10 protein-coding genes are annotated in these 15,081 nt (G+C 59.1%); 7 read left to right on the plus strand and 3 right to left on the minus strand.

The genetic code is table 11. The annotated features are described in order from the left end of the window. Nucleotides 1-123: 123 nt before the first annotated feature. Entirely contained in the window at nucleotides 124-1,647 is a 1,524-nt protein-coding gene (locus MUW49_RS11655) for a fumarate hydratase (protein ID WP_010674897.1), read from the minus strand. Between the two features lie 297 nt (nucleotides 1,648-1,944). On the opposite strand from MUW49_RS11655, the gene pabB reads away from it, so the two are divergent. From pabB to MUW49_RS11670, 3 genes are all read left to right on the plus strand, one after another. Continuing rightward, nucleotides 1,945-3,228 (plus strand): aminodeoxychorismate synthase component I, encoded by a 1,284-nt coding sequence (gene pabB, locus MUW49_RS11660; protein ID WP_041201622.1) that lies wholly within the window; start codon nucleotides 1,945-1,947, stop codon nucleotides 3,226-3,228. 43 nt (nucleotides 3,229-3,271) lie between these two features. Beyond that, the gene (locus tag MUW49_RS11665; RefSeq protein ID WP_029314598.1) at nucleotides 3,272-3,838 is read left to right on the plus strand and encodes a CoA pyrophosphatase; all 567 of its coding nucleotides are present in this window, start codon (nucleotides 3,272-3,274) and stop codon (nucleotides 3,836-3,838) included. A 215-nt stretch (nucleotides 3,839-4,053) separates the two neighbouring features. Next, nucleotides 4,054-5,352, plus strand: coding sequence for a serine/threonine transporter (locus MUW49_RS11670; protein ID WP_029314600.1), 1,299 nt, complete (start codon nucleotides 4,054-4,056; stop codon nucleotides 5,350-5,352). Nucleotides 5,353-6,092: 740 nt separating this feature from the next. Here the strand turns inward: MUW49_RS11670 and sstT are convergent. Continuing rightward, nucleotides 6,093-7,343, minus strand: coding sequence for a serine/threonine transporter SstT (sstT, locus tag MUW49_RS11675; RefSeq protein ID WP_049636004.1), 1,251 nt, complete (start codon nucleotides 7,341-7,343; stop codon nucleotides 6,093-6,095). A 332-nt stretch (nucleotides 7,344-7,675) separates the two neighbouring features. On the opposite strand from sstT, the gene MUW49_RS11680 reads away from it, so the two are divergent. From MUW49_RS11680 to MUW49_RS11695, 4 genes are all read left to right on the plus strand, one after another. Continuing rightward, nucleotides 7,676-9,598: a RecQ family ATP-dependent DNA helicase gene (locus tag MUW49_RS11680; protein ID WP_052815758.1), complete on the plus strand. Its 1,923-nt coding sequence runs from the start codon at nucleotides 7,676-7,678 to the stop codon at nucleotides 9,596-9,598. Nucleotides 9,599-10,170: 572 nt separating this feature from the next. Continuing rightward, complete coding sequence (locus MUW49_RS11685) at nucleotides 10,171-12,093, plus strand: PrkA family serine protein kinase (RefSeq protein WP_010674903.1); 1,923 nt, start codon at nucleotides 10,171-10,173, stop codon at nucleotides 12,091-12,093. A gap of 24 nt (nucleotides 12,094-12,117) precedes the next feature. Then, entirely contained in the window at nucleotides 12,118-13,389 is a 1,272-nt protein-coding gene (locus tag MUW49_RS11690) for a YeaH/YhbH family protein (RefSeq protein WP_052815757.1), read from the plus strand. A 10-nt stretch (nucleotides 13,390-13,399) separates the two neighbouring features. Beyond that, on the plus strand, nucleotides 13,400-14,920 hold the full coding sequence (locus MUW49_RS11695; protein ID WP_039040868.1) for a SpoVR family protein: 1,521 nt from the start codon (nucleotides 13,400-13,402) through the stop codon (nucleotides 14,918-14,920). Between the two features lie 26 nt (nucleotides 14,921-14,946). Here MUW49_RS11695 and MUW49_RS11700 read toward each other — a convergent pair. Further along, on the minus strand, nucleotides 14,947-15,081 hold a 135-nt coding region (locus tag MUW49_RS11700; RefSeq protein ID WP_210538105.1), incomplete at its 5' end, for a transposase.

The following is a 15,081-nucleotide window of genomic DNA, read 5'->3' on the forward strand; positions in this document are numbered from 1 at the left end:
GTAAATTTGCTCAGGCCCAGACCGTCAAATGGGGCCCGCAAAAAAAGGCGACCCGAGGGTCGCCTTTCAACATGCTGCTGTACGGGGGCTAATCGCCCTCCGTTTGCATCGAAGTCCGATTGATCAAGCCAGCTTGGTCTCCAGCTCGGCAATTTTGGCGGACCAGTAGGCCGGGCCGGTCTCGTGGATGTTGTTGCCCTGGGAGTCGACCGCCACGGTGACCGGCATGTCTTCCACCTCGAACTCGTAGATGGCCTCCATCCCCAGATCGGCAAAGGCCACCACGCGCGCCTTCTTGATGGCTTTCGCTACCAGATAGGCGGCGCCGCCCACCGCCATCAGGTAGACAGCCTGGTGCTGCTTGATGCTCTCGACCGTCTTGGGGCCGCGCTCGGACTTGCCGATCATGCCGATAAGGCCGGTTTCTCCCAGCATCATGTCGGTGAATTTGTCCATCCGGGTGGACGTGGTGGGGCCAGCCGGGCCGACCACCTCGTCACGCACCGCATCGACCGGGCCCACGTAATAGATGAAGCGGTTGGTGAAATCGACCCCTTCCGGCAGTCCTTCACCTTTTTTCAGCATGTCGGCGATGCGCTTGTGGGCGGCGTCGCGGCCGGTCAGGATCTTGCCGGAGAGCAGCACGGTATCACCGCTCTTCCAGCTGGCAAGCTCTGCCTTGGTGATGCCATCCACGTTGACCCGGCGCACATTGCCACCGGACTCACGGGTGATCTCCGGCCAGTCTTCCAGCCTGGGGGGTGTCAGCTCCGCCGGGCCGGAGCCATCGAGTTCGAAATGCACGTGACGGGTGGCGGCGCAGTTGGGGATCATCACCACGGGCTTGGAGGCGGCGTGGGTCGGTGCGGATTTCACCTTCACATCCAGCACCGTGGTCAGGCCGCCCAGCCCCTGGGCACCGATCCCGAGCTTGTTGACCTTGTCATAGAGCTCGACCCTCAGCTTCTCTTCGGTGGTCTCGGGACCACGGGCAATCAGCTCCTGGATGTCTATGTGCTCCATCAGAGCTTCCTTGGCGAGCACCGCCGCCTTCTCGGCGGTGCCGCCGATGCCGATGCCGAGCATGCCGGGCGGGCACCAGCCAGCCCCCATGGTCGGCACCGTCTTGAGCACCCACTCCACGATGTCGTCGGAGGGATTGAGCATCACCATCTTCGATTTGTTTTCGGAGCCGCCGCCCTTGGCCGCGATACTCACTTCCACCTTGTTGCCCGGGATCATGTCGATGTGCACGACAGCGGGGGCATTGTCTTTGGTGTTCTTGCGGCTGCCGGCCGGATCCGCCAGCACGGAGGCGCGCAGCGGGTTGTCCGGATTGGTATAGGCGCGGCGGGTGCCCTCATCCACCATCTCCTGGACCGTCATGTCGCTGTCCCACTGTACCTGCATGCCGATCTTGACGAAGCAGGTGACGATACCGGTGTCCTGACAGAGCGGGCGATGACCTTCGGCAGACATGCGGGAGTTGATCAGAATCTGGGCCAGGGCATCTTTGGCGGCCGGGTTGATCTCGCGGTCATAGGCGGCCTTGGCGGCCTGCACGAAATCGAGGGGGTGGTAGAAGGAGATGTACTGCAGGGCGTCAGCAATGGAATCGATAAAGTCCTGTTTTCTAATGATGCTCATATCATCCTCACTGGTCCTTGTTATCGCTTGCGCGAGCAAGGGCTTCCATATGAGCCGGGCCTTCGGCAGGTGGCAAATGCACCTGGAGCCGGCAGACTGCGGCGTGTTTTTATAACGGTGTTTTTCTTAAAAATGCCGGCGGCCATGATACGCTTGACCACCCGAACCGGCTAGGGAGCCGGGCGCAAACTGTTGCCTATGTAACAAAAAATGAAACCAAGACTGCATATCCACCATTTCGACCCGCAGGCCTCGCTCCACACCTGGTTTGCCTGCCTGCAACACCAACCCTGGGCCATCCTGCTGGAATCCGCCGGCCCCCTGGGGGCTGACAACGGTTTTGACATCATCAGCGCCGATCCGCTTGCCACCCTGGAAACCCGGGGTACCAGCACCTGCCTCACCCAGGATAACCACCAGCACCATCATGACGGCGATCCCCTCGCCCTGCTCGCCAAGACCCAGCAAGCCCTGCTTGGGGAGCGCGTTGAGGATGACTCGGGATTGCCGTTTATCGGGGGAGCCCTGGGACTCTTTGGCTACGATCTGGGCCGACGATTCGAGCGTCTGCCCGCAGTGGCGCAACAGGACATCCAGGTGCCCGACATGGCGGTCGGGATCTACGACTGGGCGCTGCTGCGAAATGTCGCGACGGGACACTGGCAACTGGCCCACTGGGGTGATGAAGCCGGCCTCGCCCGCAGGCTCGACTGGCTGATGGCGCAGCGCGAACGACCCCCCCTCCCCCTTCGCCTGACCGGCCCCTGGCAGAGCAACATGACGCGGGCCGAATACGGAGACAAGTTTGCCCGTATCCAGGCCTATCTGGCGGCGGGGGATTGTTACCAGATCAACCTGACCCAGCGCTTCAGCGCCCCTTATCAGGGGGATGAATGGTCCGCCTATCTCGCCCTGAGCGCCGCCAACAAGGCGCCGTTCTCCGCCTTTGTCCGCCTGCCGCACAGCGCCATTCTGAGCCTCTCCCCGGAGCGTTTCCTGCTGCTCGACAAGCGCCATATCGAGACCAAGCCCATCAAGGGCACCCGGCCTCGCCACCCTGATCCCGCCCAGGATGCCAGGGTGGCCGAGTCGCTCGCCAGCGCCGACAAGGACAGATCGGAGAACCTGATGATCGTCGATCTGCTGCGCAACGACATCGGCCGGGTGAGCCGGCCGGGGTCGGTCACGGTCCCGCACCTCTTTGCCGTGGAATCCTTCCCGGCGGTGCATCATCTGGTTTCCACCATTCACGGAGAACTGGATGCGCGCTGGCAAGAAGTGGATCTGCTGCGGGCCTGCTTCCCCGGCGGCTCCATCACAGGGGCTCCCAAGATCCGGGCGATGGAGATCATCGAGGAGCTGGAACCGGTGCGGCGCAATGCCTACTGCGGCAGCATCGGTTATCTGAGTCAGCACGGAAGGATGGATACCAGCATCTGCATCCGTACCCTGATCGCCGAAGCCGGTCAGCTGCACTGCTGGGCGGGGGGCGGCATCATCGCCGACTCCGATCCCGACGCCGAATATCAGGAGACCTACGACAAGGTGGCCCGCATCCTGCCACTGCTCGATGCCCTTTGACCCCATCCGGCCCTGCGGGGCCGACACAAGGAGACCCATGGAGATGACGAGTGCCGAGCTGCTGACCCGCTTTTTGCTGCAGCGCCCCGCCCCCGCCCATCGCCTGGCACTGGCCGGGCTCAAACCTGCCGCCGTGTTGATCCCCCTGGTGGAGCGCCCCGAGGGCCTGCACCTGCTGCTGACGCGCCGCAGCGCCGCCCTGCGCCACCACCCGGGGCAGATCAGCTTTCCCGGCGGGCGCCAGGACCCGGAAGACCGGGACCTCATTCACACCGCGCTCAGGGAAACCGAGGAGGAGCTTGGCATTCCCCCCTCCCAGATCCGGATCATCGGCAGCCTCACCCCTCTCAATACCGTCTCACGCTACGATGTGCTGCCGGTCCTCGCCATGCTCGACCCAGGCTACGGGCTGACCCTGAGCCAGGACGAGGTGGCCCAGGCCTTCGAAGTCCCCCTCGCCCACGTGCTGGATCCGGGGCAGCACATAGCCCTGAGCCTGCCAAGGGCGGACGGACGTCACACCATCTATTGGATCCCTTGGGAGCAATCTTTCATCTGGGGGGCCACTGCCAGCATGATCCGCCAGCTTGCCCAACACATCTCGACATAACATTTCGACAACATGATGAGGTGGGAAATTATCCAGTTAACATTCAAATAACACTGCATTTGATAAATAAATTTTGATTTTTTATTCTTTTGATCACATTTCTACAAGAAAGTACGGGTTTTAGCCGCACAAAGGTGAATTTGATCAACATTTTTGATTAAAAAGAAAGTATTCTTGCGCCGACTAATTAAAACCACACATTCGGGGTGAGACACATGTCCAATACTGTCACTGGCGCACAGGATGTTGCAGCCGCACAGGAGCAAGGAATCAGCTCGGTCCAATCTCGCGGTTGGAGTAAACAAGACACCACCTGGGTGATCAGCCTGTTCGGTACCGCCGTCGGTGCAGGTATCCTGTTCCTGCCCATCAACGCCGGCATGGGTGGCTTCTGGCCGCTGGTAGTGATGGCGCTGCTGGTCGGCCCCATGACCTACCTGGCACACCGTGGTCTGGCGCGCTTCGTGCTCTCCTCCAAGCAGCCCAATGCCGACATCACCCAGGTGGTGGAAGAGCACTTCGGCGTGGGTGCCGGTAAATTGATCACCCTGCTCTACTTCTTTGCCATCTACCCCATCGTGCTGATCTACGGCGTGGGCATCACCAACACGGTGGAAAGCTTCCTGGTCAACCAGTTGCAGATGACGCCGCCCCCGCGCTGGATCCTCTCCATCGTGCTCATCATGGCCATGATGTCCGTGATGCTGGCTGGCGAGAAGCTGATGCTGAAAGTGACCGAGTTCCTGGTCTATCCGCTCATCGCCATTCTGGCGGGCATCTCCCTGTACCTGATCCCGGACTGGACCGGTGCGGCCCTGAATGAAATGCCGAGCACCAAGGATTTCGCCACCACCCTGTGGCTGACCATCCCGGTGCTGGTGTTCTCCTTCAACCACAGCCCGGCCATCTCCAGCTTCGCCCTGGCTCAGCGCCGTGATCACGGTGAGCATGCCGTCGCCAAGTCCGACGCCATCCTCAAGCGCACCGCCATCATTCTGCTGGGCTTCGTGATGTTCTTCGTCTTCTCCTGCGTGATGAGCCTGACGCCGGCCCAGCTGGCAGAAGCCAAGTCCCAGAACATCGCCGTGCTCTCCTACCTGGCCAACCAGCATGCGAGCCCCATCATCTCCTACTTCGGTCCGCTGGTTGCCTTCGTGGCCATCGTCTCCTCCTTCTTCGGCCACTATCTGGGTGCCCGTGAAGGTCTGAAAGGGATGATCGTCCAGAACATGCGCAGCTCCGGCAAGGCACCGAACCACAAGAAAGTGGAGCTGTTCATCATCGCCTTCTTCATCCTGACCCTGTGGGGCGTGGCCGTGATCAACCCCTCCATCCTCGGGATGATCGAATCCCTGGGTGGCCCCATCATCGCCACCATCCTGTTCCTCATGCCCATGTACGCCATCAAGCGCGTCCCGGCCATGGCGAAATACCAGGGTCAGATCAGCAACGTCTTCGTGGCGACCATGGGCCTTATCGCCATCTCCGCCATCCTTTATCAACTGGTCGGCTAAGCCTTCCTGCGATACCGTCGGGCCAGCATCTGGCCCGGCGCCTCCCACAGCCCGGCAGATCTCCTCTGCCGGGCTGAGTTCGTTGTGATCATAAGGTACTGGGCTCAGATGATCAGAGCCCCCTGCCCTCAAATCAGAGACAGCCCTTTCACCCACTCTCTTTCCCCTTGGTGACAGCTTGCCGCTCATATTCCTTCCCCAATGACACACGACCAAGACGTACTGTGTTATCCCGTCATCTGCTGCGCGCCATCGGCCTTGCCAGACAGAACACCAGAGCCCTTGTCCTTACCAGGAACGCCCGCTCTTCGGGGTTTAGCCCAGAGAGCCGACACCCCCACCCAATGGAGCCTTTCTTCAAGGTACTCAGGGAAAGTACCGGCTACAGGGCGCAGGCAAACCGCCGAGAGGGCCTTGACCGGGCTTCCCGTACAGCGTCCGAAGAGCAGATGACCCCTTCGGTCACCAGAGGGGATGTCACACGCCGCCATGCTGACAGCACAATCAGCCCGATATGCCCGGCGAATGCAGCGCCGGGCACGTTTGTACAGGGAATGGCTTGTTGGCGGTGGCGAGAACACGTAAGGCAGCCAACGGGCCCCTCCCGAGAAATCACACAGGGGGATCCGAGCACTGTCAGTGCCATGACACGGCGAGAAGGTGCAGGGCGCCTGACGCGCGCGCAAATAAAAAGCGCCCTCCGAAGAGGGCGCCTGTGCAGAGCGGAAAGTCTGAGGGGATCAAGCTTCGCGGCTGGGGACCGGGGCGGCATCCAGCAGGCTCTCATCCTCGGCCATGCAGGCCGCCGCAGTGAACAGCACGTCGGTGGAGCTGTTGAGGGCCGTTTCGGCGGAATCCTGCAACACCCCGATGATGAAGCCAACGGCCACCACCTGCATGGCGATGTCGTTGCTGATACCGAACAGGCTGCACGCCAGCGGGATCAGCAGCAGGGAGCCGCCCGCCACACCGGAAGCGCCACAGGCACTGATGGTGGCGACGACGGAGAGCAGAATGGCGGTTGCCATGTCCACTTCCATCCCCAGGGTATGCACCGCCGCCATGGAGAGCACGGTAATGGTGATGGCGGCGCCGGCCATGTTGATGGTGGCCCCCAGCGGGATGGAGACCGCATAGGTGTCTTCCGGCAGGCGCAGCCTCTCGGCCAGGGCCATGTTGACCGGAATGTTGGCGGTGGAGCTGCGGGTGAAGAAGGCGGTCACACCGCTCTCTTTCAGGCAGGTCAGCACCAGGGGATAGGGGTTGCGCTTGATCTTCCAGAAGACGATGAGCGGATTGACCACGAAGGCGATGAACAGCATGCAGCCGATCAGTACCACCAGCAGCTGGGCATAGCCAAACAGCGCATCGAAGCCGGTTTCAGCCAGGGTGGAGGCAACCAGGCCCAGGATGCCGAGTGGAGCGCAACGGATCACGGCCTTGACGATGGCGGAAACCCCGTGGGACACATCGGAAATCAGTGATTTGGTGCTCTCATTGGCGTGACGCATGGCGATACCAAGGCCGATGGCCCAGGCCAGGATGCCGATATAGTTGGCTTCCAGCAGTGCTTTCACCGGGTTGGTCACCACGTTGAACAGCAGGGTCTGCAGCACTTCCGTGATGCCCCCCGGCGGCGTGATCTCGGTAGCGCCTGCCACCAGATGCAGGTTGGAGGGGAAGAGGAAGCTCGCCACCACTGCCACGGCAGCCGCCAGGAAGGTACCCAGCACATAGAGCAGCAGGATCGGTTTCATGTTGGTCTTCTGACCCTGCTTGTGGCCGATGATCGCCGACATCACCAGCACGAAGACCAGCAGCGGCGCCACGGCCTTCAGGGCGCCGACGAACAGGCTGCCGAGCAGACCCGCCGCCTTGGCCCACTCGGGCATGAACATCGCAAGAAGGATACCGAATACCAGACCGACTAGGATCTGGCTAACCAGACTGGTGCTGTTGACCAGTCGAATGAGGGGGTGTTGTTGTGTCATCAAGTAGTCCCTGTGCACTCATGGTGCGTGAATCATTAGTCCTGTTGGCAACCAGCCCCGCGCATTGGCACCGGTCCGTTGACGGTGACGCCGTGGGCAGCTCTTCTGGTGGATCTGTCCCGTTCGCGTGGGGTTGCGGACAAGAATATCCCATCTGCCATGGTTTTTTTCCACATAATCACTGAAAAATATCAGGGTTACCTCACAAAAAATCTACAACAATGTGATAACACAATATCAACCACGGTCAAAATGTCACCAAACCAGTCCGATCATCGGCCACCACTGGGCCAGAAGTGATATGATGACGCCCTTTTTCAGGGAGCCTTGCCATGATCACCTCTTTATTGACCCGACACTTCGGCTTTGATCGCTTGCGGCCCGGGCAGGAAGCGGTGATCAGTCGTCTGCTGGCCGGCAAGAGCGCCGCAGCCATCTTCCCGACTGGCGCGGGGAAATCCCTCTGTTATCAATTGCCCGCCCTCGCACTGCCCCACCTGACCCTGGTCATCTCTCCCCTGCTGGCCCTGATGCACGATCAGCTCGCCTTTTTGCGCAGCAAGGGGATCGCCGCCGCCACTCTGGACTCCAGCCAGACAGCGGAAGAGAGCCGGCGCGTGATGCAGCAGGCCAGCGATGGCAAGCTCAAGATCCTGATGATTTCGGTGGAGCGCCTCAAAAATGAGCGCTTTCGCCGCTTCATCGCCCACATCCCCCTGTCACTGCTGGTGGTGGACGAGGCCCACTGCATCTCGGAGTGGGGCCACAACTTTCGCCCCGACTACCTCAAGCTGCCGGATCATCGCCGTGAACTGGCCATTCCCCAGGTGCTGTTGCTGACCGCCACCGCCACCCCGGCCGTCATGGCGGACATGCAGGCAAAATTTGCCATCGACCGGGACGATCTGGTGGTCACCGGTTTCTACAGACCCAATCTGGATCTGGCCGTCCTCCCGCTGGCCGGCAGTGCCCGCGATACATGGCTGCGCGAGGAGCTGCACCGGAATCCGGCCGCCCCCACCATCGTCTACGTGACTCTGCAACACAGCGCAGAGCAGTGCGCCGCGCAGCTACAGGCCAGCGGCATCCGGGCATGCGCCTACCATGCGGGGCTCGATCCCGCCCTGCGCAGCCAGATCCAGCATGACTTCATGGCTGGCAGACTCGACTGCATCGTGGCCACCATCGCCTTTGGCATGGGCATCGACAAGGCCGACATTCGCCGGGTCATTCACTACGACCTGCCCAAGTCCATCGAGAACTACAGCCAGGAGATAGGCCGCGCCGGACGTGACGGGCTTCCCTCCCGCTGCACCGTGCTGGCGAGCCGCGCCCAGTTGCCGGTACTGGAAAACTTCGTCTATGGGGATACGCCGGACAGGGACGCCATCGCGCACTTGCTCGATATCGTGCGCCAGAGCGGCGCCGAGTGGGAATTCAGCCTGCTGCGCCTCTCCAACGAGACCAACATTCGCCAACTGCCCCTCAAGACCCTGCTGGTCTATCTGGAGATGGCGGGGGTCATTGCACCGGCCTACAGCTACTTTGCCGAGTACCGTTTCAGGTTCGTACTGGAAAAACAGGCGATCCTCGCTCGTTTCAATTCCGAACGCCGCCAGTTCCTGGAGCAGGTCTTTGCCTGCGCCCCCCAGGCGCGCACCTGGTGCACCATTGACTTCGAGGCGCTGTGGCAGGGATATCAGGGAGAACGCCAGCGCGCCGCGGCGGCGCTGGACTACCTGCAGCAGCAGGGTTGGATCGAGCTTGAAAGCAAGCAGATGACCGAGCTCTATCGGGTGCTGAGCCAGCAAATCGATACCGTGACCCTGGCCGAAGAGCTGCATGGATTGTTTGAAAAGAAAGAGCAGAGCGAGCTGGCCCGCCTTCAGGCACTGCTGGCCTTTTTCACCTCGACCACCTGCCTCAGCCATGAGCTTGCCCGCTATTTTGCCGACGACGCCGCCCCCGAGCGCTGCGGGCACTGTTCCGTCTGCCGGGGAGAGATCGCCGTGTTGCCGCCGTTGCCATCACCGGGCTTGCCCAACGAGCACGGTTTGCGCGCCTGGTGCGATCCGCTGATCGCCCTGTGCCATCAGCGCCATCCCAGGATCCTGACCCGTTTCCTGTGTGGCATCGCCACCCCGCTGACCACCCGTCTAAAGGCCAGGGATCTGGCCGGTTTTGGCCAGTTGGCGAACCATCCCTTCGCCGAGGTGCTGGCGGTGGTGTCAGCCCTCTATCCCGCCGAATCCTGAGCTTGCAGGTTTGGCGCCGTTCAGGCGCTGAAAAAATAAGACCCTCGCGGATGCGAGGGTCAAGCCAACGGAAACGTGCTTAAACAGAGCTTAGTATCTGCACAATCACCCACTCTCTTGCTAAAGCGATGACTGCTCGACACAGGACCAATCTAGAGCAGCCAGAATGTAGCGTCAATGTAAAAATTAGAGCAAAAGCACCAAGCAAGTAACATTACGTTGACGTAAGCGACACGTCTTTTTACCCTCTATTCCCTGCCGCCCTTGCCCTTGCTGGCACCGCCCCCTGACAAAACAGAGCGTCACCATTTTCTCCCTCTGGCACACAAAGATTTATTTTTTATGTCTTTGACATTTGCATCACTGTCGTGGCAAAAATAATTTAACAGTCAGTAACATAGGTATGTCACTTACTGCTTCTTCCCGCACGAGGATCGGGAAGCTCCCGCACAAACTTAAACCAATGATGGCGATGGATTACTGGGGGCTGTTGACTAGGCTTAAGAGGTAAACAGAACAAAAGTAGTGATCCACTCTTTTTCAGGGCAAGCGACTATAACGAGGGCTAAGTTATGGGCATCTTCGAGCACTATCAACAGCGGTATGAGAAGGCCAGAGAGGAGGAGTACAGCATCCAGGAGTTTCTGGATATGTGCAAACAGGACAAATCCTGCTACGCCTCTGCCGCCGAACGTCTGCTGACCGCCATCGGCGAGCCGGAAATGATCGACACCTCGACCAATCCACGTCTCAGCCGTCTCTTTTCCAACCGCGTCGTCGCGCGTTATCCCGCTTTCAAAGACTTCTATGGCATGGAAGAAGCCATCGAACAGATTGTCTCCTATCTCAAACATTCCGCTCAGGGTCTGGAAGAGAAGAAACAGATCCTCTATCTGCTCGGACCGGTTGGCGGCGGTAAATCCTCGCTGGCAGAGAAACTCAAATCCCTGATGCAAAAAGTGCCCATCTATCGCATCAAGGGCTCACCAGTGAATGATCACCCCTTCTGCCTGTTTGACATCGACGAAGATGGCGAAATCCTCGAGAAGGAGTACGGCATCCCTCGCCGTTATCTGCGCCCCATCATGTCTCCCTGGGTCGCCAAGCGCCTTCACGAGTTTGGCGGCGACATCACCAAGTTCAAGGTGGAGAAGGTGAACCCCTCCATCCTCGATCAGATCGCCATCGCCAAAACCGAACCGGGGGACGACAACAACCAGGACATCTCCTCCTTGGTCGGCAAGGTCGATATCCGCATGCTGGAACACTTCGCCCAGGATGATGCCGATGCTTACTCCTACTCCGGTGCGCTATGCAAGGCAAACCAGGGGATGATGGAGTTCGTCGAGATGTTCAAGGCCCCCATCAAGGTGCTGCACCCGCTGCTGACGGCGACGCAAGAGGGGAACTACAACGGTACCGAAGGGCTCTCCGCCCTCCCCTTCGACGGCATCCTGCTGGCCCACTCCAACGAATCCGAGTGGCAGCAGTTCCGCAACAACAAGAACAACGAAGCCTTCCTCGACCGTGTTTACATCGTCAAGGTGCCCTACTGCCTGCGCGTCTCGGAAGAGGTGAAGATCTATGAAAAACTGCTGTTCAACAGCGAGCTGACCGAGGCCAAATGCGCACCGGGTACTCTGGAGTTGCTGGGCCAGTTCTCGGTGCTGTCGCGGCTCAAGGAGCCGGAAAACTCCAGCCTCTATTCCAAGATGCGAGTCTATGACGGCGAGAGTCTCAAAGACACGGATCCCAAAGCGAAAAGCTATCAGGAGTACCGGGATTATGCGGGGGTTGACGAGGGCATGAACGGCCTTTCCACCCGTTTCGCGTTCAAGATCCTCTCCCGTGTCTTCAACTTCGACCACGCGGAAGTGGCAGCCAACCCGGTGCACCTCTTCTATGTGCTGGAGCAGCAGATAGAGCGCGAGCAGTTCCCGCAAGAGCTGCACGATCGCTATCTGGAGTTCATCAAGGGTTACCTGACTCCGCGCTACGTCGAGTTCATCGGCAAGGAGATCCAGACCGCCTACCTCGAGTCGTATTCAGAGTACGGTCAGAACATCTTCGATCGCTACGTCACCTACGCCGACTTCTGGATCCAGGATCAGGAGTATCGTGACCCAGAAACCGGCCAGCTGTTTGACAGAGCGTCTCTCAACAGCGAGCTGGAGAAAATTGAAAAACCTGCCGGGATCAGCAACCCGAAAGATTTCCGCAACGAAATCGTCAACTTCGTGCTGCGTGCCCGGGCCAACAATGCAGGCCGTAACCCCAACTGGACCAGTTACGAGAAGCTGCGCACCGTGATCGAGAAGAAGATGTTCTCCAACACGGAAGAGCTGCTGCCGGTTATCTCCTTCAACAGCAAAACCTCGGCTGAGGAGCAGAAGAAGCACGATAACTTTGTCGAACGGATGATGGAGAAAGGCTACACACGTAAACAGGTGCGGCTGCTCTCCGAGTGGTATCTCAGGGTACGCAAGTCATCCTGACCCTGCCGTGTTCAAGGGGGAGTTATGGCGCATTTTATCGACCGCAGGCTCAACGGCAAAAACAAAAGCGCTGTCAATCGGCAGCGCTTCATCCGCCGCTACAAGAAGCAGATAAAACAAGCGGTCTCGGATGCTGTCTCCAAGCGCAGCATTCAGGACGTGGACAAGGGTGAGAGCATCAGCATCCCGACCAAGGACATCGGGGAACCCCATTTTCATCAGGGTCATGGCGGCAAACGGGAGATGGTGCATCCAGGCAACGACCAGTTCGTATCTGGTGACAAGATTGACCGGCCCAAAGGGGGTGGCGGCGGCCAAGGGAGTGGCGAGGGCCAGGCTTCGGATCAAGGAGAGGGAGTCGATGATTTCGTCTTCCAGATCTCCAAGGACGAGTACCTGGACTTGCTGTTCGAGGATCTGGAGCTGCCGCGGCTGCAAAAGACCCAGCTCAACCAGCTGATGGAGATGAAGACCTATCGGGCCGGCTACACCTCCAACGGGGTGCCTGCCAACATCAACGTGGTGCGCTCCCTGCAAAATTCGCTGGCGCGGCGCATGGCGCTGCAGGCAGGCAAGAAACGTCAGTTGTGTGAACTGGAGGAGCGCCTGGCCCAGCTGGCTTGCGAGCCCAACGACCATTTCGCCGAAATGGCGCAACTTGAAAAAGAGATCAGGGAGCTGAAACGACGCATCGATGCGGTCCCCTTTATCGACACCTTCGACCTCAAATTCAACAACTTTGTCAAACGGCCCGTCCCCTCGAGCCAGGCGGTGATGTTCTGCCTGATGGACGTCTCCGGTTCCATGGATCAGGCTACCAAGGAGATGGCCAAGCGTTTCTATATCCTGCTTTATCTATTCCTGAGCCGGACTTACAAGAATGTCGAGGTGGTCTACATCCGCCACCACACCCAGGCCAAGGAGGTGGACGAGCACGAGTTCTTCTACTCCCAGGAGACCGGCGGCACCATCGTCTCCAGTGCGCTCAAGATGATGAACGACATCATCAACGAACGTTATCCCGCCAACCAGTGGAACATCTATGCGGCGCAGGCCTCTGATGGTGACAACTGGGCCGATGACTCACCCCAGTGCAGGGAGATCCTGATGCGCGACATCATGCCGCGGGTGCGTTACTACTCCTACATCGAGATCACTACCCGCGCCCACCAGACCCTGTGGCACGAATATGAGGCGGTGGCAGAGCAATACGCCCACTTCGCCATGGAGCACATTCGCAAGGTCGAGGACATTTATCCGGTGTTCCGGGAATTGTTCAAGAAGCAAGCGGCTTGAGGGATCACATATGGTAGAAACCGCAAGAAAGATAGCGCCGCTGGACGATGGTCCTGACTGGAACTTCGATCTGCTGGAGCTTTATCACCAGGAGATAGCCCGGGTCGCCAAATTCTATCGGCTCGACACCTATCCCAACCAGATCGAGGTGATCACTGCAGAGCAGATGATGGATGCCTACTCCAGTGTCGGCATGCCCATCGGTTATCAACACTGGTCATTCGGCAAGCGCTTTATCCACACCGAGCGCAACTACAAGCGCGGCCAAATGGGACTGGCCTACGAGATCGTCATCAACTCGGACCCCTGCATCGCCTATCTGATGGAAGAGAACACCATGCCGATGCAGGCGCTGGTCATGGCCCACGCCTGCTATGGTCACAACTCCTTCTTCAAGAACAACTATCTGTTCAAGGCCTGGACCGATGCCTCCTCCATCATCGACTACCTGTTGTTTGCCAAGAACTACATCACCGAGTGCGAGGAAAAACACGGCATCGATGCGGTGGAGAAACTGCTTGACTCCTGCCATGCCCTGATGAACTTCGGGGTGGATCGTTACAAGCGGCCCCAGAAGATTTCTCTGGCCGAGGAGAAACGGCGCCAGAAGGCGCGGGAAGATTATCTGCAAACCCAGGTCAATGAGCTGTGGCGTACCCTGCCCAAGCAGCACAAGATTGCCGGGGTGGAAGACAGGCGCTATCCTGCCGAGCCTCAGGAGAACATCCTCTATTTCATCGAAAAGAATGCCCCCCTGCTCGAGCCCTGGCAGCGCGAGGTGGTGCGTATCGTGCGCAAGATCAGTCAGTACTTCTACCCGCAGAAGCAGACGCAGGTGATGAACGAGGGCTGGGCCACCTTCTGGCACTACACCATTCTCAACCACCTCTATGACGAGGGAAAAATCAGCGATCGCTTCATGCTGGAGGTACTGCACAGCCACACCAACGTGGTCTATCAGCCCCCCTACAACAGCCGGTATTACTCGGGGATCAACCCCTACGCCCTTGGCTTTGCCATGTTCACGGACCTGCGTCGCATCTGCGAACACCCGACCGAGGAGGACAGATACTGGTTCCCCGATTACGCTGGCACCAACTGGGTCGAGACATTGCATTTCGCCATGCAGAACTTCAAGGACGAAAGCTTCATCAGCCAGTTCCTCAGTCCCAAGGTGATGCGCGACATGAAGCTCTTTGCCATCGATGACGACGATCTGAAGAACTACCTCAAGGTGTCCGCCATTCACAATGAAGAGGGCTACCGACTGGTGCGTAGCACCCTGTCCGCTCAATACAACCTGAGCAACCTGGAGCCCAACATTCAGGTCTACAACGTGGCAGTGAAAGGCGATCGCTCCCTGACCCTGCGCTATGTTCCCCACAACCGCATCCCCCTTGGCGAGTCACGCCACGAGGTGCTCAAGCATCTGCATCAGCTGTGGGGCTTCGATGTGGTGCTGGAGCAGGACAATGGCGAGCTATCCGCAGATATCATCGGCCGTTGTCCGGACCGCAAGAGCATGACCTGACGTCAGTGCCGGGCATAAAAAAAGGTTCATCGCGGCTTTCCGGGGAAGGCCGCCTTGATTTTCAGAAAAAAGTATTCTGAGTCCCTAAATCCATATGCCATACGCTTTATCACTTTGATCTTGTTGTTCACCCCTTCCAGCACACTCGTGTGCATCGGGTA

The organism is Aeromonas sp. LsrichE-8G (assembly GCF_022869435.1).
Lineage (GTDB): Bacteria > Pseudomonadota > Gammaproteobacteria > Enterobacterales > Aeromonadaceae > Aeromonas > Aeromonas caviae.